Raw genomic sequence first — 22,039 nt, 5'->3', positions numbered from 1 at the left:
CCCGCGCGCACGCTGATGCTGCGCAAAATCCGTGCATATGTTGTCGGCATACCTCATCCATTGCACCAGCGTGGAGATTGCTTGTCATTATCTTGTCAAATTGTGGATTTATTATCGTTTCTGATAATAAAATGCCTAGCCGTAACGACAAGACTGCTTTGCTTCCCTACCACACTCAGGATGCCCATGAAAATGCACGTTGCAACGAATAACCCAGCCGGCCGGCTGACTGTCCTGGCCGCCCTGTTGGCCAGTCTGTCGGCCCCTGCCTTTGCGGCCCCGGCCGATGTGGTCATCAGCCAGTACTACGGCGGCGCCGGCAGCGGCGGCGCGCTCTGGAACAAGGACTTCGTCGAACTGTTCAACCGCAGCAGCGCGCCCGTCACCATGAACGGCTGGAGCGTGCAATACCAGTCGGCCGCGGGCACGACCTGGCAAGCGATCGCGCTGCCGAATGCCACGCTGCAGCCGGGCCAGTACTTCCTGGTCACGGCAATGAGCGCCAGCACCGGCACCGATGTCGGCCAGGGCGACGCATCGGGCGGCCTGAGTTTGTCGGCTACCACCGGCAAGGTGGCGCTGGCGAGCGTGGCCAAGGCCATGACCACCGCCGAAGGCGAAGCCGTGATCGACCTGGTCGGCTTCGGCACCGCGAACCGCTTCGAAGGCAGCGTGGCGCCGGCGCCGTCGATCGCGAATTCGATCCAGCGCGGCGAACTCGGCTGCCTCGATACCGACAACAACGGCAGCGACTTCACGGCCGCACCGGTGGTCGGCCCGCGCCGCGCCAGCTCGCCGCTGAACGCCTGCGCAGGGGGCGGTCCGGTCGCCTACCCGATCGTCCTGAGCTGCCCGGCCGGCGTGCAAGTGGAATTCGGCCGCGGCACCAGCGCCGCCCTCGCGGCCAGCGACCGCGACAGCATCGTCAACAATGCCTTCATCGCCTCGGGCGCCGTGCCCGGCATCAGCATCACCGGCTTCACCCCGGCCGGCGCGGTCGGCGGCAGCGCGAACGCCACCCTCAGCATCGACCCATCCCTCGCTGCCGGCAACTACCCGCTGACGATCACCTTCGCCAACAACGACGGCCAGGATGCCAGCTGCAACGTGGCCGTGAGCGTGGCCGGCCAGTTGACCATCCCGCAGATCCAGGGCCCGAACCCGAAGAGCGCCTACAACAACACGATCCAGACCACGCAAGGCGTCGTGACCCACAAAGTGGGCAGTGGCTACTTTATCCAGGACGTGAACGGCGATGGCGACCCGGCCACCTCGGACGGCATCTTCGTCTTTGCCAACAATGCCAGCGTGAACGTCGGCGACCTGGTGCGCATCACCGGCACCGTCACCGAATACACGCCAAGTGGCGCAGCGCGTTCCTACACCGAATTCAAGGACCTGACCGCGACCACCAGGCTGGGTGCCGGCTACAGCGTCGCCCCGACCAACATCGAACTGCCGACCGACCTGGCGCGCGTGGAAGGCATGCTGGTGCGCTTCACGAATGCCCTGACGGTGAACGGCAACGCCTACCTGGGCGACCGTGGCGAACTGGTGCTGTCGAACGGCCGCCGCGAAATCCCGACCAACCGCTACCCGGCCGGTTCGCCGGAAGCGATTGCGCTGGCCCAGGCAAATGCGGCGAACGTGATCGTCCTCGACGACAACATCTTTACCACCCCGGCCACGATTCCCTACCTGGCGGCGGACGGCACCGTGCGCAGCGGCGACACCGTCACCGACCTGACGGGCGTGATCGACTTCGGCGCCCAGGGCGGCGGCGGCGCGGCCTTCAAGCTGCAGCCGACCGTGGCCCCGACCTTCTCGCGCACCAACGAGCGCACCCCGGCGCCGGTCGTCGCGGCAGGCAATGTGAAAGTCGCCAGCGCCAACGTGCTGAACTTCTTCACCACCTTCACCAACGGCAGCGATGCCTGGGGCCGCAGCGGCCAGGGCTGCACGGTCGGCGGCAGCACGCGCGCCTCGAACTGCCGCGGCGCCGACAACATGGCCGAGTTCATCCGCCAGCGCGACAAGATCGTCGATTCGCTGGGCGCCATCAATGCCGACGTCGTCGGCCTGATGGAAATCGAGAACAATGGCGATACCACCACGTCTTACCTGGTGGAGCAGCTGAACGCGAAACTGGGCGCCGGCACCTATGCCGTGGTACCGAAGCCGGCCACCACCGGCACCGACGCGATTCGCGTGGCGATGATCTACAAGCCGGGCGCGGTCAGCCTGGTGGGCAATGCGCTGTCGGATGGCGACGCCATCAACAACCGTCCGCCGATGGCCCAGACCTTCAAGGCTGCGAACGGCGGCAAGTTCTCGCTGGTCGTGAACCACCTGAAATCGAAGGGCAGCTGCGGCGGTGGCGCCGGCAACACCGACAGCGGCGACGGCCAGGGCTGCTGGAACGCCACCCGCGTCGAGCAGGCCGCGCGCCTGCGCGACTACTTCCTGCCGCAGGTGGCAAACGCCGCCAACGACAGCGACATCCTGGTGGTGGGCGACATGAATGCCTACGGCCATGAAGACCCGATCCGCCTGCTGAACGCGGCCGGCTACGTCAACGAGATCGAGCGCTTCGTGCGTCCGCAAGGCATTCCTTACTCGTACGTGTTCGGCGCCGAAAGCGGCTACCTGGACCATGCGCTGGCCAGCACCAGCTTATCGAGCCAGGTGGCCGGCGTGACCGAATGGCACAACAACGCCGATGAACCGGAAGCGATCGACTACAACCTGAACGATACCGCCGAGGACCCGTACGTGCGTAATCCTTACCGCGCCTCGGACCACGACCCGGTGGTGGTCAGCCTGAACCTGGCGCCGACCTATGCCGACGTCACGGCAGCGGTGGCGATCACCAAGTCGGGCATCACCCTGGGCCGCGTCGGCGGCAAGTACACGGGCACCGTGACGATCAAGAACACGAGCGGCGCGGCAATCAACGGCCCGTTGCACCTGGTATTGCAGGGCTTGCCAAGCGGCGTCACGCTCGACAACAAGAGCGGCATGGTCGACGGCGCGCCTTACCTGACGCTGGCGAACACCACGCTGGCCCCGGGCGCCTCGGTCACCGTCACCACCACCTTCACCAACCCATCGAAAGTCAGCGTCGGCTACAGCGCCAAACTGCTCTCGGGCTCTTTCTAAGCTTAAGGAATTGAACCATGTTTAATCTGAAAAACCTGTTCGCCCGCGCCATGCTGGCCCTGATGCTCGTGACCGGCGCCGGCGCCGCCTCGGCCGGCCCGACCTACCAGGTCACGATCGACACCCAGGGCCTGAGCGGCGTCGGCCAGCTCGACTTCGCCTTCCTCGGCCTGGAATCGGCCGGCGCCGCCACCGCCTACCTGAGCAACTTCAGCGGCGACTTCGGCGACTTCGTCCTCGAAGGCGACGCCAGCGGCGATCGCGAGACCGGCATCACCCTCGGCAACTCGGTGTTCTTCAACGACTACCTGCAGGCCGTGAACCTGGGCGGCGTGTTCCGCTTCAACGTCATGTTCGACTTCGCCGGCGAAGGCGACGGCATGACCCTGGGCGTGGCGCTGTACGACGAGCTCATCACGACCTACCTGGGCGCGGAAGGCAACCTGGTGCAGTTCGACCTGATGCCGGGCAGCGGCGTGACGGTGTCGGCTGTCGATGGCCTGAGCCGCGTGGCCGAAGTGCCGGAACCGGCCTCGATGGCCATGCTGCTGGCCGGCCTGATGCTGCTGGGCTGGACGATGCGCCAGCGCCGCATGCGCTAAGGCTTGGCGCCGGCGCATGGCGCCGGCGTAAATAAAAAGGCCCACCCGGCTTTGCCTGGGTGGGCCTTTTTCGTTTCTGGCTGAATCGATCTTGTTGCGAGCTTACGCTCGCCGAATCGTTCAGGCGCCGTTTTCCTGGGCGGCGCGGCGCATGGCGTCGATACGGAAGGCTTCGGCATTGCCGTCGATGATGCGCAGGCCGGCGCAATTGTCGGCCGCGCAGTCGGGGGCGGGGGTCTGGCCGACGGATGTCCGGTCGACCGACAGGTCGACGGCGTGGGTCGCAACGGCGGCCGCGGTCTGGAGCGGGGCGCTGGAGGTATCGACGACGCTGCCGCCACAGGCGCTCAGGACGACGGCGAAGAAGGAAGCGGCGATGATGGTGCGGATGTGTTGGGCGTTCATGGTGGTAGAGACAGGCTCGTCAGTGAATGAAACGATTGTAGCCTCAAATTTTTCCGCCAATCAATTTATTTTCGTAAAAATGAGCGAAGATAAAAGATAATGAACGCGAGAAGGCGTCAAGATGGATGCAGATGAATGGTGATTGTGGGAAATATCCTACGAGAAATAATGAATGTGCCAGAGCATCATCATCGAGGCGGCGTCGCATTCGTGCGACATTTGCCGGGAGACTGGCGGGAGGAAGAGACCGGCCATTGCGCGTCTTGCCAGACGATCTTGCCGACTTGACCTCGAATAGGACAAGCGTATGATGAGCCCATGCGAAAACTTGTCCTTCTTTCATTGCTGGCCTGCGCGGCCTGCACGACCCAGGCCGACGAAGCGGCTAAGTCCGCCGCCACGCCGCGCGCCGCCCAGCCCGCGACGCCCGTGACCGCGCCTGCGCCCGCCACGGCAGGTACGTTGGGCCAGATCACCAGCCTGATCGGCAAGGCCGAATGCAGCGCCGACCAGCAATGCCAGGTCTTGCCGGTCGGTTCACGTCCCTGCGGCGGCCCGGCCAGCTACCTGGCCTGGTCGAGCGCGAAAACGTCCGGCAGCCAGTTGCAGGCGCTGGCCGAGCGCCACCGCAGCGAGCAGCAGGCCAGCAATACGCGCTCGGGCATGGTCTCCGACTGCCGCGCCATCGCTCCGCCGGCAGCGGCTTGCCGGGCAGGGACGTGCCAGTTGATCGATGCCCTCTCGGCGCAATAGACGCTTGTTCATCATCTTCACTCTTGAACCTGCCGGACAACTGCGCGAGGCGGCATGCTAACGCGCCTGCGCAATCTGTTCGGCGGGCATACCGAACGCGCTCCGGCGACGGAGCCGGTCGTGCGGCATGCGGTGGCCGCCCCGCTTGAAGTCGCCAGCGGCAGCGCGCCCGCGTTTCGCATTGCCGAACATTGCTGGGGACAGCAAGGCTATCCCATCATGGATTGGACCGCGGCCGGCCGCTGGGTCGACGCGCTTGCAAGCAGCGATCAAGCGTCTGTCTGGATCGCCATCGAGCGCGCCTGGTTGCTGCACCTGCGCGATGCGCTCGGCGCCGGCTTCCAATTGGTGGAGTCCGAGAACTGCCTGTTGCTGGCTGCGCTGGAAGACAATGTCGCGAACGCCACGCTCGGCTTCATGGAGCGCACGCTCAAGCGCGTCGTCCGCACGCTCGACGGCATCGCCCAGGTGACGCCTGAAGGCAAGGACATCCTGATCGTGTTCGACGACGAGGACGCCTATTATCGCTATGTGTCGCATGCCTACCCGGACGGCGGCGAGTTCGCCAACAGCGGCGGCATGTACATCAATGGCGGTTGCGGCCATTTCGTCACCGTCAGGCGCGACCTGAGCGCGATCGAACCCGTCATCGCCCACGAAATGACGCACGCCTGTCCCGCGCACCTGCCGATCCCGCTCTGGCTGAACGAGGGGCTGGCCGTGAATACTGAACAGCGGCTGACCGGCGTGCAGGGCTCGATGTATACGCCGCAGGAAATGCGCGGCATGCACCTCGCATTCTGGGGCGAGGCCGAAATCCAGGAATTCTGGAGCGGCTATTCGTTTCAGCGCCTTGACGACGGCAATTTGCTGTCGTACGACCTGGCACGGATCCTGGTTGCCTACATGGCCAAGGATTGGGCGGCGTTTCGGCCTTTCGTGCTGGCGGCGCATCATGCTGACGGTGGCGCGCAGGCGGCGCATGCCTATCTCCACGCCGATCTGGGAGAACTGGTCTGCGCCATACTGGGGCAAGCATATGCACCGGAGTGGAGTCCGGCCTCATCTGCGTAGCATCTGATCAGCCCAAAAACCGATGTGCAATAAACTATGGAAAACAAGACTAGCAAGGTAAAGAAGTCGCAGGAAACGTTGCTCAAAGAAACATTCACGAAGAGCTTCGACGAGCGTTACGCGGAAATGTCCAAGGGCGAGAAAACCGGCCATTGGATATTCGTTGGATTTATCTTTTTGTTTATCTTGCTCATGCTGTGGTTGCGTAAGTGGTGACCCGGAGACATCACCCGTTACAGACGCGCACGAGACAGTACCGCGCTTGCATTGCTGTCAGCTTGCCTGCCCGAAAACAATGACCAGCGTATGACAGACTGACAAGTCTTCTGAAATTGTCGCGTCGGCAGCATCCGGCGCGCTTTTGCGTTGCCTCGCAGACACCGCCATGATAGTCTGCACGGATGCGGCCGCCCCGGCCGAATCAGGAGTGTGTTGGATGTCTGAAGCAATGTTCGTCGGTTCCCGTGGCAAGCGCGCACAGGGTTTCACCTTGCTCGAACTGCTGGTGGTCATCGTGATCATCGGCCTGCTCGCGGCCTACGTCGGCCCCAAGTATTTCAGCCAGCTCGGCAAGTCGGAAGTGACGATCGCGAAAGCCCAGATCGACGCTTTCGAAAAATCGCTCGACACCTACCGTCTCGACGTCGGCCGTTACCCGACCGGCGAAGAAGGCCTGGCCGCCCTGATGACGGCCCCGGCCAGCGCCGGCGCCAAGTGGAACGGCCCCTACCTGAAGAAGGGCGTGCCGCCCGACCCATGGGGCCACGCATATCAATACCGTTCGCCGGGCAGCAAGGGAGAATACGAGATTGTCTCGTTCGGCAAGGACGGCCAGCCAGGCGGTAGCGGCGACAACGCCGACATCTCCTCGCTCTGATCCGCCACGTTCTCACTTCACCTATCCGGGCACGTCTTCATGCAGTTCGCAGTACGCACCCTCGCGCCCGACCTGTCGATCGCCAGCGTCGTCATCGACGCGCTCGATGAAGCCGACGCGCGCCGCCAGGTCGAGTCGCGCGGCCTGTATGTCAGCGCGGTCGAACCGGCCGGCGGCGCTGCGCGTTTGCAGCGCCAGCGTGGCGGCAAGCTTTCCATCGTCCTGTTCAGCCAGGAGCTGCTGGCGCTGCTGAACGCGGGCCTCGGCATCGTCGAGGGCCTGGAAGCCTTGCTGGAAAAGGAAGCCAATCCGGCCTCGCGCGTGGTGCTCGAACGCCTGCTCGCCGGCCTGCGCGAGGGCAAGCGCTTTTCCAGCGTACTGGCTGCGCAACCGTCGCTGTTCCCGCCGCTGTACGTCGGCATCGTGCGCGCCGCCGAAGGCACCAGCGACCTGCCGCGTGCACTCTCGCGTTACATCGACTACCAGCAGCGCATCGACACCGTGCGGTCGAAAATCGTCAGCGCCTCGATCTACCCGGTGATCCTGCTGTGCGTCGGCGGCGGCGTCAGCGCCTTTTTGATCGGCTACGTAGTGCCGCGCTTCGCCGAGGTGTATCAAGGGGCAGGGCGCAACCTGCCGTGGATGTCGCAGCTGCTGCTCGAATGGGGCCAGTTCGCGTCCAGCCATGGCATGCCGATTCTCTTTACCGCGCTGGCGCTGGTCGCGCTGACGGTGACGGGTGTGCGCCGCATGCTCAGGAGCGGCGGCATCGCGCGCCTGCTGGCGCGCCTGCCCGGCATCGGCGAACGCGCGCGCATCTACGAACTCTCGCGCCTGTATCTCACGCTCGGCATGCTGACCGAAGGCGGCATCACCATCGTCAACGCCATCGACACCGTGCAGTCCATGGTGTCGCCGACGTTGCGCCAGTCGCTGGCGAATGCGCGCGCCGCCATCGAATCGGGGCGGCCGCTGTCGGATGCCTTCGAGGCCAATCAACTCACTACGCCGATCTCGCTGCGCATGCTGCGGGTCGGCGAACGTACCGGCGACATGGGCCCGATGCTGACGCAATCGGCTGCCTTCTATGACGGCGAAATCAGCCGCTGGATCGACCGCTTCACGCGCACCTTCGAGCCGCTGCTGATGGCGGCCATCGGCCTGGTGGTCGGCGCCATCGTGGTGCTGCTGTATATGCCGATCTTCGACCTGGCGGGAGACATGTCGTGAGTGCGGTATTACTCGATGCGGCCATGCTGGCGCGCGCACGCACGCAAAGCCGCCAGTCGCACCGTTCATTGGTGGCCGAACTCGAAGCCCTGAGCGGTCTGGAGCCGCGCCAGCTCGTGAGCGCTTTGGCCGAACCTTTCGGCCTGAGCGTGATGGAAACGGCCGAGATGCTGAGCCAGGAGCCGGCCTTCGATCTGCTGCCGCTGGCGCAGGCCATGTCGCGCCACTGCGTGCTGCTGCGCGGCGCCGGCGGCCAGGTCACCGGCGTCATCGCCGACCCCTTCGACCTCGACCAGCAAACCTGGTTATCGAGCATGGCCGGCGCCACCCCGCGCACGCCGCTGCACCTGCGCCTGGCGCTGCAATCCGATATCCAGGCCTATCTGTCGCGCCAGGAAGCATCGGCGCGCGCGGTCGACACGCTGGCGCCCACCGGCAACGACGCCCGGCGCGACGGCAAGACCGCCGCCATACTCTCCTTTGCGTCGGTCTCGGAAGCGGGCAGCCCGGCCGTCAAGCTGGTCAATTCGACGCTCTACGATGCGCTGAAGGCGGGCGCCTCCGACATCCACCTGGAAAGCACCGCCACCGGCATCGCGGTGAAGTACCGCGTCGATGGCGTGCTCGATCATGCGGCTTCGGTCGGGGGCATCGAGCTGGCCGAGCACATCATCTCGCGCCTGAAAGTGCTGGCCGAACTCGATATCGCCGAGCGCCGCATTCCGCAGGATGGCAGCTTCCGCGTCGAGGCGAACGGGCGCGAGATCGATTTGCGCGTGTCGATCATGCCGAGCATCCACGGCGAGGACGCGGTGATCCGTATCCTCGACAAGCGCGCGATGATCGAGGCGTATGGCGCGCTGACCCTGGAAGCCCTCGGCTTCGATGCGCCGTCGCTGTCGACGCTGCGCATGCTGGCCCAGGAAGCCTACGGCATGCTGCTGGTGACCGGCCCCACCGGCTCGGGCAAGACCACGACGCTGTATGCGGCGCTCACCGAAATCCACAACGGCCGCGAAAAGATCATCACCATCGAGGACCCGGTCGAGTACCAGCTGCCCGGCATCCTGCAGATTCCGGTAAACGAGAAGAAGGGTCTCACTTTCGCGAAGGGCCTGCGCTCGATCCTGCGCCACGACCCCGACAAGATCATGGTCGGCGAGATCCGCGACCGCGAGACCGCCGAGATCGCGGTGCAGTCCGCGCTCACCGGCCACCTGGTGCTGACCACGGTCCACGCCAACAACGTGTTCGACGTGTTCGGCCGCTTTACCCACATGGGCATCGACCCGTATGCCTTCGTCTCGGCCCTGAACGGCATCTGGGCCCAGCGCCTGGTGCGCATGAATTGCCCGCACTGCGCGGCCCAGTACACGCCGACGGACCAGGAATTGACCAGCGCACGGCTGGAGCGCGACGCCGTCGAGGACTACGTCTTCATGCGCGGGAAGGGCTGCGGCGATTGCCGCGGCACCGGCTACAAGGGGCGCCGTTCGATCGCCGAGATCCTGACCCTGAACGACGAGATCCGCGAGCTGATCGTCGACAAGCAGCCGATCCGCCGCATCAAGGCCGCGGCCCACGCCAACGGCACGCGCAGCCTGCGCCTGGCCGCGCTCGACCTGGTGCGGCGCGGCGCCACCACCCTCGACGAAATCAAGCGGGTGACCCAGCATGCGTAGATTGCCCGGACAATCCCTGCGCCTGGGGCTGGGCCACGACAGCCTGAGCCTGGTTCGCGTCGGCCGCGTGTTCGGCCGTGGCGCGACCGTGCTGGCCGAAGCGCGCCTCGACGACGCGCGCGATCCGCAGGCGCTGGCCGAGGCCCTGCGCACGCTGCTCGCCGACCGCAAGCTGGCCGGCTGGCCGCTCAGCGTGGTGCTGGCCGATGAACTGGTGCGCATGTGGCAGGTGGCGCCGCCGCCCGGCGCGGCCCAGCCGGCCGACCTGGAGGCGGCCGCTGTCCTGCGCTACCAGGCCTTGTTCGGCGCGCTGCCGGCGGGCTGGAAGATCGCCGCCGACTGGCAGGCCACGCGGCCTTTCCTGGCGGCCGCACTGCCGATGGCGCTGCTCGATGTGCTGGAACAGACCGCACGCGAGGCGCGCTGCCACCTGGTCGAGATCGTGCCGCAGTTCGTCGCCGCGATGAACGCCTGGCGCCGCCTGCACCGTCCCGGCGCCTGGTTCGGCCTGATGCACGGCCAGGTGCTGACCCTGGCCGCCTACGACGGCCGCACGCTGGCAGCCTTGCGCACGACGGTGGTGCCGCCGGGCGCCGACCGCGACTGGCTGGAAAGCCACGTGGCGCGCGAAGCGCTGCGCGTGGGCGTGGGGCGGCCCGAGCGGGTGCAGGTTTGCGGACCGGCGCCGCGCAACTGGGCCAGCCACGAAGGGCGCCTGAAGTTCGGCTGCACCCTGCTGGATGACGAGGGCGCCGGCGGACAGTCGGCTGCCGTGCGCCTGGCCTGCACCGGGAGCCCGGCATGAAGCGCGTGCGTCTCGATTTCGCGCGGCCGGGTGTGCGCCGCGCCCTGTTCCTGGCGCCGCCCGGCGTCTGGGGGCCGCTGTTCGCCGCCCTGGTCGTGTGCGGCGTGGCGCTGGTGCATGCGCTCGACTACCGCGAGGCGCGCGAGGAAGTCGACGCGCTGCAATCAGCCCTGCGCGCACGCGCCGGCGCGCCGCCCATGCAGCCGGCGGCCCAGCGCGCCGGGAGAACGAATACACCCGTCAGCGAGCAGCAGGCCACGGCCGTGAATGCCGCCGTGATGCAGCTGAACCTGCCCTGGCGCGCGCTGCACGACGCCGTGCGCGAGGCGACGCCGGCCACGGTGGCGCTGCTGGCGCTGGAGCCCGATGCGCGCAAGCGCGTGCTGCGCATCACGGCCGAAGCGCGGAGCAGCGACGACATGATCGCCTACGTGGAACAACTGCAAACGCAGAAATGGTTCGGCGCCGTTACCCTGGTGCGCCACGAGATCGGCGAACAGGACCCGAGCCGGCCGATCCGCTTCCAGGTCGATGCCCAGTGGGGAGCGCCATGAAGCCCCTGAACCTGCCCGCGCTGGCGCTGCGCCTGCGCCTGGCCCTGCGCGCCACCAGCCCGGTGCTGCTGGCGGCGCTGCTGCTGGGTGCAAGCGGCATTGCGGCGCTGGCCTGGCTGGTGCCGGCGCGCGCTGCGTTGGAGGCGGAACGCGAACTGGCGCGCCGCGCCGCCGCCGCGCCGCCGCCAGCGCCGCGTGTCGAACCAATCGCCAGCGCAGACGCCAACCTGGCCCTGTTCTACGCCTCGCTGGGCGAGAAGCGCGTCGCCGAGCGGCAGGTCAGGACGCTGTTCGACATCGCCGCCAAGACCGGGTTGACCCTGCGCCAGGGCGAGTACAAGAGCGGCTACGACCGCAATGGCAAGCTGCACACTTACCAGATCAACCTGCCGGTGCAGGGCAGCTATGGCCAGGTGTGGCGCTTCGCGCTGCTGGCCTTGCGTGCGATTCCCTTTGCCTCGCTGGACGACATCAGCTTCAAGCGCGACAGCATCGGCCAGGCCAGCGTGGATGCGCGCCTGCGCCTGACCCTCTACCTGGCGGATGCGCCCGAGGTGCAGCCATGAAGCCGCGCCACATCCTGATGGGCGCGGCGCTGGCGATCGCAGCGGGCCTGGCCGCCTTCGGCGACAAGACACCCGACGAAGAAGTCGCCGAAGCGGTCGAACGCCCGGCGCAGGCAGCGCGCACCCCGGCCGCGCAGCGCACATCGGCGGCATTGGCGGCATCGGCCACCATCCTGCGCCTGCAGCCGCGCGCGGAGCTGATCGGCGACGTGGGCGGCAGCGGCGACGATCTGTTCGGCAGCCAGGACTGGACCCCGCCGCCGCCGCCGCCGCCCACGGCAAGCGCCGGTCCGCCACCGCCGCCGATGGCGCCGCCCCTGCCTTTCACCTTCATCGGCAAGTCGCTGCAGGACGGGAAGTGGGAGGTCTACCTGGCCACGGGCGAACGCACCCACATCGCGGTCGAAGGCGGCACGCTCGATGGCGCCTGGCGCATCGAGCGCATCGCGCCGCCGATGATGACCCTGACTTACCTGCCGCTGAACCAGGTTCAGCAGCTCAATATTGGAGCATTCGACTAATGGTTCGTTCCCGCTTACGTTCTGCCGCGGCCGTGAGCCTGGCGTGCGCGCTGCTCGCGGGCTGCGCGGCCCAGCGCGCCTACCAGGAAGGCAATGCGCTGGTGGCCCAGGAGCAGGTTGGCGCCGGCCTGGCCAAGTACCGCGAGGCGGTGGCGGCCGATCCCGGCAACCCCCTGTACCGCGCCGCCTACCTGCGTGCGCGCGATGGCGCCACCGTGCGCCTGATCGACGGCGCCGAGCGCGACCTGGCCGCCGGCCGCGCCGAGGAAGCGCGCACCGGCTTTGCGCGCGTGCTCGAGATCGACCCGGCCAACGAGCGTGGCCGCGCCGGCATGCGCCAGCTGGAAGCCGATGCCCGCCACAGCGCCCTGATCGATGCCGCCACGGCCGACGTGGCGAAAAAGGACTACGAGGCCGCGCGCCAGAAGCTGTCGGCCATCCTCACCGAACGCCCGGCGCACGAGCGCGCGCGCGTGATGCTCAACGAAGTGAACGAGGCAGCGACGGTGCCGACCTCCGAGGCCACGCTGGCCGCCGCTTTCAGGAAGCCCATCAGCCTGGAGTTCCGCGACGCGCCGCTGCGCCAGGTCTTCGAGATCATCGCACGCCACTCGGGCCTGAACTTCGTGTTCGACAAGGACGTGCGCGCCGACCAGCGCACCTCGATCTTCCTGAAGAACAGCACGGTGGAAGCGGCCGTGCACTTCCTGCTGGTGACCAACCAGCTCGAGCGCCAGGTCATGGACGGCAATACCATCCTGGTCTACCCGAACGTGGCGGTCAAGCTGAAGGAATACCAGGAGATGACGGTGAAGACCTTCTACCTGGCGAACGCCGAGGCCAAGACCATCGCCAACACCTTCAAGACCATCCTGAAGTCGCGCGACGTCGTCATCGACGAGAAGCTGAACCTGGTGATCCTGCGCGACAGCCCGGAAGCGATCAAGCTGGCCACGCAACTGGTGGCCCTGCAGGACGTGCCCGAGCCGGAAGTCATGCTCGACGTCGAGGTCCTGGAGATCAAGCGCAGCCGCCTGATGGACCTGGGCCTGGCCTGGCCGCAGAGCCTGGGCTTCACGCCGCTGATCGCCGCGCAAGGCGCACCGATCACGATCAACGAACTGCGCGGCCTGAACAGCGACACCATCGGCGTGACCGGCATCGGCGCCACCCTGAACGCGAACAAGACCGACACCGATTCGAACACCCTGGCCAACCCGCGCATCCGCGTGCGCAACAAGGAAAAGGCCAAGGTCGTGATCGGCGATCGTGTGCCGAACATCACCACCACCGTCTCGACCGGCGTGGGCGGCTTCGCTTCCCAGTCGATCACCTACGTCGACGTCGGCCTGACCCTGAACGTCGAGCCGACCATCTACCTGAACAACGAAGTCGGCATCCGCATCTCGCTCGAAGTGAGCAACCTGATCGACTCGATGACGACCAACGACGGCTCGGTGGCCTACCGCATCGGCACCCGTTCGGCCCAGACCATGCTGCAGCTGAAGGATGGCGAGAACCAGGTGCTGGCGGGCCTGATCAGCAGCGAAGACCGCACCAGCGGCAGCAAGGTGCCGGGCGTCGGCAGCCTGCCGGTGCTGGGCCGCCTGTTCGGCAGCACGCGCGACTCGAACGACAAGACGGAAATCGTGCTGTCGATCACGCCGCACCTGGTGCGCACCATCCAGCGTCCGCCGGCCGGGGCCTCGGAGTTCGGCGCCGGCACCGAAGCCAGCTTCCGCCGCCGTCCGGACACCACGGTGCGCCTGCCGGCCGTGGCGCCTGTTCCCGGCACGCGCGCGCTGCCGCCCGCACAGCCGGCAAACGGCCAACCTGTCGCGCCACCGCTCGGCCAGCCGGTCACGGCGCCAAGCCTGCCGCCGCCCGTTACCGGCATCCCGCTGTCGCAACCGATCGGCACCACGCCGGCCACGCCATCCCCGGCGCCTTACGTGCCGCCGGCGAACGCACCGAACGTACCGCCGCCCGGCACGCCGTACACCGCACCGTCGGGTGTGCAGGTCACCCCGATCCCGAACCAATGACCGCATGCCGTAGGGTAGACGGCTTTTGTAATCCAGTCCCCCGGACTGGATTACTCCACGCGTCCAGTCCCCGTCTGCGATTACGCGGCCGGTGTACGCACGCACGCGGCTTCACCCTGATCGAACTCCTGGTCACCCTCACCATCCTGGCCTTGCTCGCCACGCTGGTGATCCCGGTCAGCCAGACCGTCATCCAGCGCCGCAACGAAGGCCAGTTGCGCCAGTCCCTGCGCGAGATCCGCTCCGCCATCGACGCCTACAAACGCGCCAGCGACGAAGGCCGCGTCAAGAAGAACGCCGGCGCCACCGGCTACCCGGCGAAACTGGAGCTGCTGGTGGAAGGCGTGACCGACCTGCGCAGCCCCAAGCAGGCGAAGATCTACTTCCTGCGCCGCCTGCCGCGCGACCCGTTCAACCCCGATCCCGAACTGGGCGACGCCCAGACCTGGGGCAAGCGCAGCTACGCCAGCGAAGCCGAGGAACCGAAGGAGGGCGACGACGTCTACGACGTGTATTCCACCTCGGGCAAGACCGGCTTGAACGGCATTCCCTACAAGCGCTGGTGAATCCATGACGAGAACGCACCGCAAGCGCGGCTTTACCCTGATCGAACTGCTGGTGGTGCTCGGCATCGTCGCCTTGCTGTTGACGCTGGCCGTGCCGCGCTTCTTCCCGAGCGTCGACAAGACCAAAGAGACCATCCTGCTCGACAACCTGCGCAACACGCGCGCCGTGATCGACCAGTACCACGCCGACACCGGCCGCTATCCGGATTCGCTGGAACAGCTGGTCGAGAAAAAATACCTGGCGCGGGTGCCGGTCGATCCGGTCACCGAGAGCGAGAGCACCTGGGTCGTCGTGCCGCCCGAGGCCGACGGCGAACCGGGCGCGGTGTACGACATCCGCAGCGGCGCGCCCGGCAATGGCCGCGACGGCCGGCCCTACGCGGAATGGTAGCGCGGCCCTCACCGAACGAGGCCGGCTTCACCTACGTCGGCCTGGTGTTCTTCGTGGCGATCCTGGGGCTGGTCGGCGCGGCGACATTGAAGGTCGATTCGCTGCTGCGCCGCGCCGCCGCCGAGCAAGACTTGCTGGAAATCGGCGCGGAATTTTCCGAAGCCTTGCGCAGCTATGCCGCCGCCACGCCGCGCGGCTATCCGACCGCGCCGCCGACCCTGCAGGATCTGTTGAAGGACCCGCGTTTTCCCGGCACGCGCCGGCACCTGCGCAAGATCTTCATCGACCCGATCACCGGCAAGGACGAGTGGGGCATCGTCTACCAGGGCGACAAGGTGGGCGTGCTGGCGGTGTACAGTTTGTCGCGGGCGCAGCCGCTGAAGGTGGCGAACTTCGACGCGCGCTTCCTGAATTTCGAGAACAAGGAGCACCTGTCGGAGTGGAAGTTCACGGCGACCGGGCAGGGCGTGAGCGTGACGGCGCCGAACAACGTGACGCCGCCGGGCACGCCGGGCGCGCCTGCGCCCTTGTTCCCGGCGCCGGGCACGGCGCCCGCACCCGGTGCGCCGCCGGCAGCGCCGCCCGAGCAGCCGGCCCAGCCGGAACCCGAGGCCGAACCGCCTGCCGAGCCAGAAGAGCCGCCGGCGCAGCCCGAGCCGTCCGAAGAGGCGAAGCCGGAACCGAACCCGCCGCCCGCCGACCCGACGCCGGTGGAGCCGCCGCAGCCGGTCGAGCGCTGATTACTTGGCGCGGCGCTTGAAGTCGCGCGGACGGAAGCCCAGCACGCCCAGCACACCGAAGTAAGTGACGCCGCACAGGGCGATGATGCCGAGCAGGAGGCCGCCGCGCAGCAGCGGATGGGCGCGCAGCGCGATCCAGTCGAACTGGACCTGGCTGAACCAGGCCACGGCCCCCATCGCCGACACCGCCACCACCAGTTTGAGGAAGAAGGCGCCCCAGCCCGGCAGCGGCACATAGATGCCGCGCTTGCGCAGGCCGCGGTAGAGCAGGGCGGCGTTCAGGCAGGCGGCGACGCCGATCGACAGCGCCAGTCCTGCCACGCCCAGCAGCGGCACGAAGACCAGGTTCATCAGCTGGGTGGCGACCAGCGTGCCGACCGCGATGTACACCGGCGTGCGCACTTCCTGGCGCGCGAAAAAGGCCGGCGCCAGCGTCTTGACCAGGATGAAGCCGAGCAGGCCGGCGCTATAGGCCATCAGCGGCAGCGAGGAGGCATTCACGTCGGCGGCATCGAAAGCGCCGTAGTGGAACAGGGTCGAGATCATCGGCGTGGCCATGGTGGCCAGGCCCACCGCCGCCGGAATCGACAGCAGGAAGGTCAGGCGCAGGCCCCAGTCGAGCAGCGAAGAGTATTCCTGGGTATCGCCTTCGGTATTCGCCTTGGCCAGGCCCGGCAGCAGGATGGTGCCCAGGGCCACGCCGAGCAGGGCGGTCGGCAGCTCCATCAGGCGGTCGGCGTACTGCAGCGCGGTGACGGCGCCGGCGGCCAGGCTGGCGGCAATCGTCGTGTTGATCAGGAGGCTGATCTGGGCCGCGGCGACGGCGAACACGGCCGGTCCCATCTTGCCGAGCATGCGGCGCACACCGGCGTCGCGCAGGCCTGTGAGCGGATTGATGGAAAGGCGCGGCAGCATGCCGAGCTTGATCAGCGGCGGCAGCTGGAGCGCCACCTGCAGGATGCCGCCGATGCACACGCCGACCGCCATCGCGTAGATTGGCTGCTCGAAATAATCGGACAGCACGACGGCGGCGAAGATGAAGGAGAGGTTCAGCAGCACCGGCGTGAACGCGGGAATCTTGAACTGGCGCCAGGTGTTCAGCACGCCGCTGGCCATGGCAACGAAGGCCATGCAGGCGATGTAGGGGAACATCATGCGCGTCATGACCACGGCGGCATCGAAGGCGGCCGGCTCGCGCTGCAGGCCGCCGCCGATCCACAGGATCAGGACCGGGGCGGCGATGATGCCGACGATGCTGGTGGCCACCGTTGCCCAGATCAGCACCGTGGCGACGTGATCGACCAGGGTCTTGGTGGCTTCCTGGCCGTGTTTCGTCTTGTATTCGGTCAGGATGGGCACGAAGGCCTGGGAGAAGGCGCCCTCGGCGAACAGGCGCCGCAGCAGGTTGGGCAGGCGGAACGCGATGTTGAAGGCATCGGTGAAATTCGAGGCGCCGAAGGCGGCGGCAAACAGGCTTTCACGCAACAGTCCGGTGATGCGCGACACCATGGTCATGCTGGAGATGGCGGCGAGGGTCTTGAGCAGATTCATGGGCCGAGATTATAACTGTGCAACACCCGGCGCGGCCCTGCTTCAGTGGCTTTTGTGAATAATGAATTGCCGGGAAGGGATTCCTTCGCTATAATCGTGGGCTGTACTGAATTCTGTTAGCAGACACTTATGTTTGGCAGGCACTGGAATGGGCCAGTTTGACTCGCTAATGTTTGCAAACGCAACTTGACCCCGATTTAGGAAATTCCATGGCAAATACCGCACAAGCACGCAAGCGCGCTCGTCAAGCAGTTAAGCAAAACGCACACAACAGCGCCCAGCGCTCGACCCTGCGTACCGCAATCAAGGCCGTTCGCAAAGCCATCCAGGCTGGCGACAAAGCCGCTGCGACCAGCATCTTCCAGTCGTCCGTGTCGACCATCGACAGCATCGCCGACAAGAAGATCATCCACAAGAACAAGGCCGCTCGCCACAAGAGCCGCCTGGCTGCTGCTCTGAAAGCCCTGTCGGCCTAATAGACCGGTTGGCGCGCGGCCCCAGGCCGCGCAGGCAGTACAGTGGAAGAAAGACCCGCCCGATGAGAGTCCGGCGGGTTTTTCCGCTTTGTGATTCTGCGTGTTCATCCGATTGCTCCTTCCGGACAGGTGCTCATGCAGGGGCGTAGGGTGGGCTCTTGAGCCCACGCGGTCGTACCCATGCGCGCCGCAAGGTTTCGCGGAGCTCCGCGACAGTTCGCCTCCGATCGTGTGATGATACCGCGTGGGCACAAGTGCCCACCCTACGAACCCTTTGCCGAGGTCCACGCCAGACACCCGGCCACCCAGGCCGAATTGCTCACCACCCAGGCCCCATGCCGATAGAGCTGGCCAGTCCTGCTCTTGTCCCGCACATCCAGCGCCCACACATCCCCCGACGGCGCCGACCACAAGATCCGTCCATCCACCGCCTCGATCCCCGCGAACACTTGCGCCGGCGTCGTCCCTGGTTTGAAGAACACCATCACCGTATTCACGTTCGGCGGCGGCAAGGCCGCGACCGGTCCGCCCACCAGCACCGCCGCCACCAGCATCGCAACACTTGCCTTGCCGCCCAGCGCGCCGCCATCCCCACGCCGCAGCCACCAGCCCAGCGCCGCCACCGCCACACCGAATACCAGGAACCACAGCGCATCCCAGAACAGCACGTTCTCGCTGTCGAGCCGAATCCGGTGAATGCCCAGCACCCAATGCGACAGCACCCCGTCGAGCATGTGCCAGGCCCCAAACCCGATCAGCGCATTCGCCAGCAGCAGCCGGTCGCCGCCAACGGCCGCCAGGCTGTGCCGCCCCCTCCACAACTTCCACAGCCCGGCAAACGCGATCACGTACATCAGCAAATGGAAGAACCCGTCGGCCATGATTTGCAGCCGGATGTCCTGGAAGGGCGGGCGCGTGACCAGCGACAGCAGATGGTGCCACTGCAGGATCTGGTGCAGCAGGATGCCGTCGAAGAAGCCGCCCAGCCCGAAGCCCAGCAGGTAGCCGGCCCAGCCCAGCGAACGCAATGCGGGAATGGCGAAAGCATCGGACTGGCGCACGCCCATGGCAGCTCCTGTAAGTGAGAAGGATGGAAAAACCTGGGCCCATGCTAGCGCGTTCGCGCGCTGCCGAGCGCCCGGCAGGCGGTGCGGGGGAGGGCTGTTGGGATGCTAAAGCTATAGCGTCTAGTAAAATACTGGTGCATAATGTGAAACGCGCGTCTTATGTCTTATAGAAGAGTTGACGCGGTGCTCCAGGAGAGCCGAGCAGCGGACAGGCCCAGCAGTGTCGTCCATCGCGCGCTGTCCATCGCGCGCCAAGCGGAGTAGTATCGGCGCGTGGATGGCGTGCCGCCCGACAGCGGGCGCAGACAGGCCTTATTTATTAGTTAGACATTCGCGATACCGTCGCGAGAACCGAGGAAATAGTGCATGAGCAGTGATCCGACCATCATCTACACCCTGACCGACGAGGCGCCGCTGCTGGCGACCCACGCCTTCCTGCCTGTCGTCAGCACCTTCACCAAGGCTGCGGGTATCCGCGTCGAGCAGGCCGATATCTCGGTCGCCGCCCGTATCCTCGCGCAATTCCCGGAAGCCCTGACCCCGGAGCAACGCGTCCCTGACGTGCTGGCCGAGCTGGGCAAGAAGACCCTGGAACCGGACGCGAACATCATCAAGCTGCCGAACATCTCGGCATCGGTGGGCCAGCTGACGGCCGCGATCAAGGAACTGCAGGGCAAGGGCTACAACATCCCCGACTACCCGGCCGATCCGAAGACCGACGAAGAGAAAGCCATCAAGGCCAAGTACGGCAAGTGCGTCGGTTCCGCCGTGAACCCGGTCCTGCGCGAAGGTAACTCGGACCGCCGCGCCCCGCGCGCCGTCAAGGAATACGCACGCAAGAACCCGCACTCGATGCAGCCATGGTCGCAGGCTTCGCGCACCCACGTCTCGCACATGACCCACGGCGACTTCTACCACGGCGAAAAGTCGATGACGGTGAACGGCGCGCGTGAAGTCAAGATGGAACTGGTCACCAAGAGCGGCCAGACCGTGGTGCTCAAACCAAAAGTCGCGCTGCAGGATGGCGAGATCATCGATTCGATGTTCATGAGCCGCAAGGCCCTGCTCGAATTCTATGAACAGCAGATCGAAGATGCGAAGGAAACCGGCATCCTGTTCTCGCTGCACGTGAAGGCAACGATGATGAAGGTCTCGCACCCGATCGTCTTCGGCCACGCCGTGCGCATGTTCTACAAGGACGCGTTCGCCAAGCACGGCGCGCTGTTCGACAGCCTGGGCATCAACGTCAACAACGGCATGGCCGATCTGTACAACAAGATCGCCGACCTGCCGGCCTCGCAGCGCGAAGAAATCGAACGCGACCTGCACGCCTGCCAGGAACACCGTCCGGCGCTGGCCATGGTCGACTCGGCCAAGGGCATCACCAACTTCCACTCGCCGAACGACGTGATCGTCGACGCGTCGATGCCTGCGATGATCCGCGCCGGCGGCAAGATGTACGACGCCAACGGCCGCCTGAAGGAAGTCAAGGCCGTCATCCCTGAATCGACCTTCGCCCGTATCTACCAGGAGATCATCAACTTCTGCAAATGGCACGGCGCTTTCGATCCGAAGACCATGGGCACCGTCCCGAACGTCGGCCTGATGGCCCAGCAGGCCGAGGAATACGGCTCGCACGACAAGACCTTCGAGATCGCCGAAGACGGCGTGGCCAACATCACCGACCTCGCCACCGGCGAAGTGCTGATGAGCCAAAACGTCGAGCAGGGTGACATCTGGCGCATGTGCCAGGTGAAGGATGCACCGATCCGCGACTGGGTCAAGCTGGCGGTCACCCGCGCACGCAACTCGGGCATGCCGGCCGTGTTCTGGCTCGACCCTTACCGTCCGCACGAGAATGAACTGATCAAGAAGGTCAAGACCTACCTGAAGGATCACGACACGACCGGCCTGGACATCCAGATCATGTCGCAAGTGCGCGCCATGCGCTACACCCTGGAGCGCGTCAAGCGCGGCCTGGACACCATCTCGGTGACCGGCAACATCCTGCGCGACTACCTGACCGACCTGTTCCCGATCATGGAACTGGGCACCTCGGCCAAGATGCTGTCGATCGTCCCGCTGATGGCCGGCGGCGGCATGTACGAAACCGGCGCCGGCGGTTCGGCTCCGAAGCACGTGCAGCAGCTGACCGAGGAAAACCACCTGCGCTGGGATTCGCTGGGCGAGTTCCTGGCCCTGGCGGTGTCGCTGGAAGACCTGGGCATCAAGACCGGCAACGCCAAGGCGAAAGTCCTGGCCAAGACCCTGGACGCCGCCACCGGCAAGCTGCTGGACAACCGCAAGTCGCCTTCGCCGAAGACCGGCGAGCTCGACAACCGCGGCAGCCAGTTCTACCTGTCGCTGTACTGGGCCCAGGAACTGGCCGCGCAGAGCGAGGATGCCGAGCTGGCAGCCCAGTTCGCGCCGCTGGCCAAGAGCCTGGCCGAGAACGAGTCGAAGATCGTTGCCGAGCTGCTGGAAGTGCAGGGCAAGCCGGCCGATATCGGCGGCTACTACAAGCTCGACGAAGCCAAGGTGACGGCTGTGATGCGTCCGAGCGCGACCTTCAATGCGGCGCTGGAAACGGTTGCTTGATCGATGTGATGGCGCGGCCTTGCCGCGTAGCATGAAGTAAGAGAAACCCCGCCTGTGCTGCTAGCCTGGCGGGGTTTTTATTTTTGCGCGGCGGCTTGGACCGTACGGTGGGGTCGTTGATGCTGGGAGCATCAACGACGAAGTGCCCACGCGGATGCGTGCGTCTTGTTGGCGTGTAAACGCGGCGATGAGGTCCGTGGATGTTGTTGGCGTTCGCGGAGCATCCCGGGTGGCGCCGGCGGCTTGCAGCTCGTCGGGTGCAAACGTGGCCAACGCCGCGCCGGCTTCCGCGTGGGCACAGCGTGCCCACCGTAATGTGATGGACTCCACCCTCCTGACAACGGCATCATTGTGCCAAGCGCGCCAGATTGGGCTGA

General features: G+C 66.2%; 20 protein-coding genes. 17 read left to right on the top strand and 3 right to left on the bottom strand.

Annotation, left to right across the window (positions count from 1 at the left end; translation table 11 throughout):
• Window positions 1–186 precede the first annotated feature (186 nt).
• Both QPK31_RS13920 and QPK31_RS13915 read left to right on the top strand, forming a co-directional pair.
• Window positions 187–3,159 carry an ExeM/NucH family extracellular endonuclease gene (locus QPK31_RS13920; RefSeq protein ID WP_290423529.1) on the top strand — a complete coding sequence of 991 codons (2,973 nt, stop codon included), beginning with the start codon at window positions 187–189 and terminating at the stop codon, window positions 3,157–3,159.
• Window positions 3,160–3,176: 17 nt separating this feature from the next.
• Entirely contained in the window at window positions 3,177–3,761 is a 585-nt protein-coding gene (locus tag QPK31_RS13915) for an NF038129 family PEP-CTERM protein (protein WP_290423528.1), read from the top strand.
• A 120-nt stretch (window positions 3,762–3,881) separates the two neighbouring features.
• On the opposite strand, the gene QPK31_RS13910 is transcribed toward QPK31_RS13915, so the two are convergent.
• Entirely contained in the window at window positions 3,882–4,166 is a 285-nt protein-coding gene (locus tag QPK31_RS13910) for a hypothetical protein (protein ID WP_290423527.1), read from the bottom strand.
• 318 nt (window positions 4,167–4,484) lie between these two features.
• On the opposite strand from QPK31_RS13910, the gene QPK31_RS13905 reads away from it, so the two are divergent.
• The 13 genes from QPK31_RS13905 to QPK31_RS13845 all read left to right on the top strand — a co-directional run bounded on the left by QPK31_RS13905 (window position 4,485) and on the right by QPK31_RS13845 (window position 15,970).
• Complete coding sequence (locus QPK31_RS13905; RefSeq protein ID WP_290423526.1) at window positions 4,485–4,919, top strand: hypothetical protein; 435 nt, start codon at window positions 4,485–4,487, stop codon at window positions 4,917–4,919.
• Window positions 4,920–4,973: 54 nt separating this feature from the next.
• Window positions 4,974–5,993: a hypothetical protein gene (locus QPK31_RS13900; RefSeq protein WP_290423525.1), complete on the top strand. Its 1,020-nt coding sequence runs from the start codon at window positions 4,974–4,976 to the stop codon at window positions 5,991–5,993.
• Between the two features lie 436 nt (window positions 5,994–6,429).
• A complete protein-coding gene (gene gspG, locus QPK31_RS13895; RefSeq protein WP_290423524.1) occupies window positions 6,430–6,870 on the top strand; it encodes a type II secretion system major pseudopilin GspG in 441 nt (146 codons plus the stop codon).
• 39 nt (window positions 6,871–6,909) lie between these two features.
• The gene (locus QPK31_RS13890) at window positions 6,910–8,100 is read left to right on the top strand and encodes a type II secretion system F family protein (protein WP_290423523.1); all 1,191 of its coding nucleotides are present in this window, start codon (window positions 6,910–6,912) and stop codon (window positions 8,098–8,100) included.
• A 23-nt stretch (window positions 8,101–8,123) separates the two neighbouring features.
• Entirely contained in the window at window positions 8,124–9,782 is a 1,659-nt protein-coding gene (locus QPK31_RS13885; protein WP_290423778.1) for a GspE/PulE family protein, read from the top strand.
• On the top strand, window positions 9,775–10,587 hold the full coding sequence (locus QPK31_RS13880; RefSeq protein ID WP_290423522.1) for a hypothetical protein: 813 nt from the start codon (window positions 9,775–9,777) through the stop codon (window positions 10,585–10,587). The genes QPK31_RS13885 and QPK31_RS13880 overlap by 8 nt, the downstream gene beginning before the upstream one ends.
• Entirely contained in the window at window positions 10,584–11,141 is a 558-nt protein-coding gene (locus QPK31_RS13875) for a PilN domain-containing protein (protein ID WP_290423521.1), read from the top strand. The genes QPK31_RS13880 and QPK31_RS13875 overlap by 4 nt, the downstream gene beginning before the upstream one ends.
• Complete coding sequence (locus QPK31_RS13870; RefSeq protein WP_290423520.1) at window positions 11,138–11,707, top strand: hypothetical protein; 570 nt, start codon at window positions 11,138–11,140, stop codon at window positions 11,705–11,707. The genes QPK31_RS13875 and QPK31_RS13870 overlap by 4 nt, the downstream gene beginning before the upstream one ends.
• Window positions 11,704–12,228, top strand: a complete 525-nt coding sequence (locus QPK31_RS13865; protein WP_290423519.1) for a hypothetical protein — start codon at window positions 11,704–11,706, stop codon at window positions 12,226–12,228. The genes QPK31_RS13870 and QPK31_RS13865 overlap by 4 nt, the downstream gene beginning before the upstream one ends.
• A gap of 32 nt (window positions 12,229–12,260) precedes the next feature.
• The gene (locus QPK31_RS13860) at window positions 12,261–14,273 is read left to right on the top strand and encodes a secretin and TonB N-terminal domain-containing protein (RefSeq protein WP_374045810.1); all 2,013 of its coding nucleotides are present in this window, start codon (window positions 12,261–12,263) and stop codon (window positions 14,271–14,273) included.
• A gap of 74 nt (window positions 14,274–14,347) precedes the next feature.
• Window positions 14,348–14,839, top strand: coding sequence for a type II secretion system protein (locus tag QPK31_RS13855; protein ID WP_290423777.1), 492 nt, complete (start codon window positions 14,348–14,350; stop codon window positions 14,837–14,839).
• A gap of 4 nt (window positions 14,840–14,843) precedes the next feature.
• Window positions 14,844–15,230, top strand: a complete 387-nt coding sequence (locus tag QPK31_RS13850; RefSeq protein ID WP_290423517.1) for a type II secretion system protein — start codon at window positions 14,844–14,846, stop codon at window positions 15,228–15,230.
• Window positions 15,224–15,970 (top strand): type II secretion system protein, encoded by a 747-nt coding sequence (locus QPK31_RS13845; protein WP_290423516.1) that lies wholly within the window; start codon window positions 15,224–15,226, stop codon window positions 15,968–15,970. The genes QPK31_RS13850 and QPK31_RS13845 overlap by 7 nt, the downstream gene beginning before the upstream one ends.
• Here the strand turns inward: QPK31_RS13845 and murJ are convergent, their stop codons facing one another.
• Entirely contained in the window at window positions 15,971–17,521 is a 1,551-nt protein-coding gene (gene murJ / locus QPK31_RS13840) for a murein biosynthesis integral membrane protein MurJ (protein ID WP_290423515.1), read from the bottom strand.
• Between the two features lie 209 nt (window positions 17,522–17,730).
• Between murJ and rpsT the strand changes: the two genes are divergently transcribed.
• Window positions 17,731–17,997 (top strand): 30S ribosomal protein S20, encoded by a 267-nt coding sequence (rpsT, locus tag QPK31_RS13835; protein ID WP_056339242.1) that lies wholly within the window; start codon window positions 17,731–17,733, stop codon window positions 17,995–17,997.
• 263 nt (window positions 17,998–18,260) lie between these two features.
• On the opposite strand, the gene QPK31_RS13830 is transcribed toward rpsT, so the two are convergent.
• Window positions 18,261–19,064 (bottom strand): DUF2243 domain-containing protein, encoded by an 804-nt coding sequence (locus QPK31_RS13830; RefSeq protein ID WP_290423514.1) that lies wholly within the window; start codon window positions 19,062–19,064, stop codon window positions 18,261–18,263.
• A gap of 366 nt (window positions 19,065–19,430) precedes the next feature.
• Here QPK31_RS13830 and QPK31_RS13825 point away from each other — a divergent pair, with 366 nt between their 5' ends.
• Window positions 19,431–21,662 carry an NADP-dependent isocitrate dehydrogenase gene (locus tag QPK31_RS13825; protein WP_290423513.1) on the top strand — a complete coding sequence of 744 codons (2,232 nt, stop codon included), beginning with the start codon at window positions 19,431–19,433 and terminating at the stop codon, window positions 21,660–21,662.
• Window positions 21,663–22,039 lie beyond the last annotated feature (377 nt).

Origin of the sequence: Massilia sp. YIM B02769 (assembly GCF_030411995.1) — a bacterium.
GTDB lineage: Bacteria > Pseudomonadota > Gammaproteobacteria > Burkholderiales > Burkholderiaceae_D > Telluria.
The sequence above is the reverse complement of the archived record's forward strand: the minus strand, read 5'-3'. Positions and strand labels throughout refer to the sequence as shown.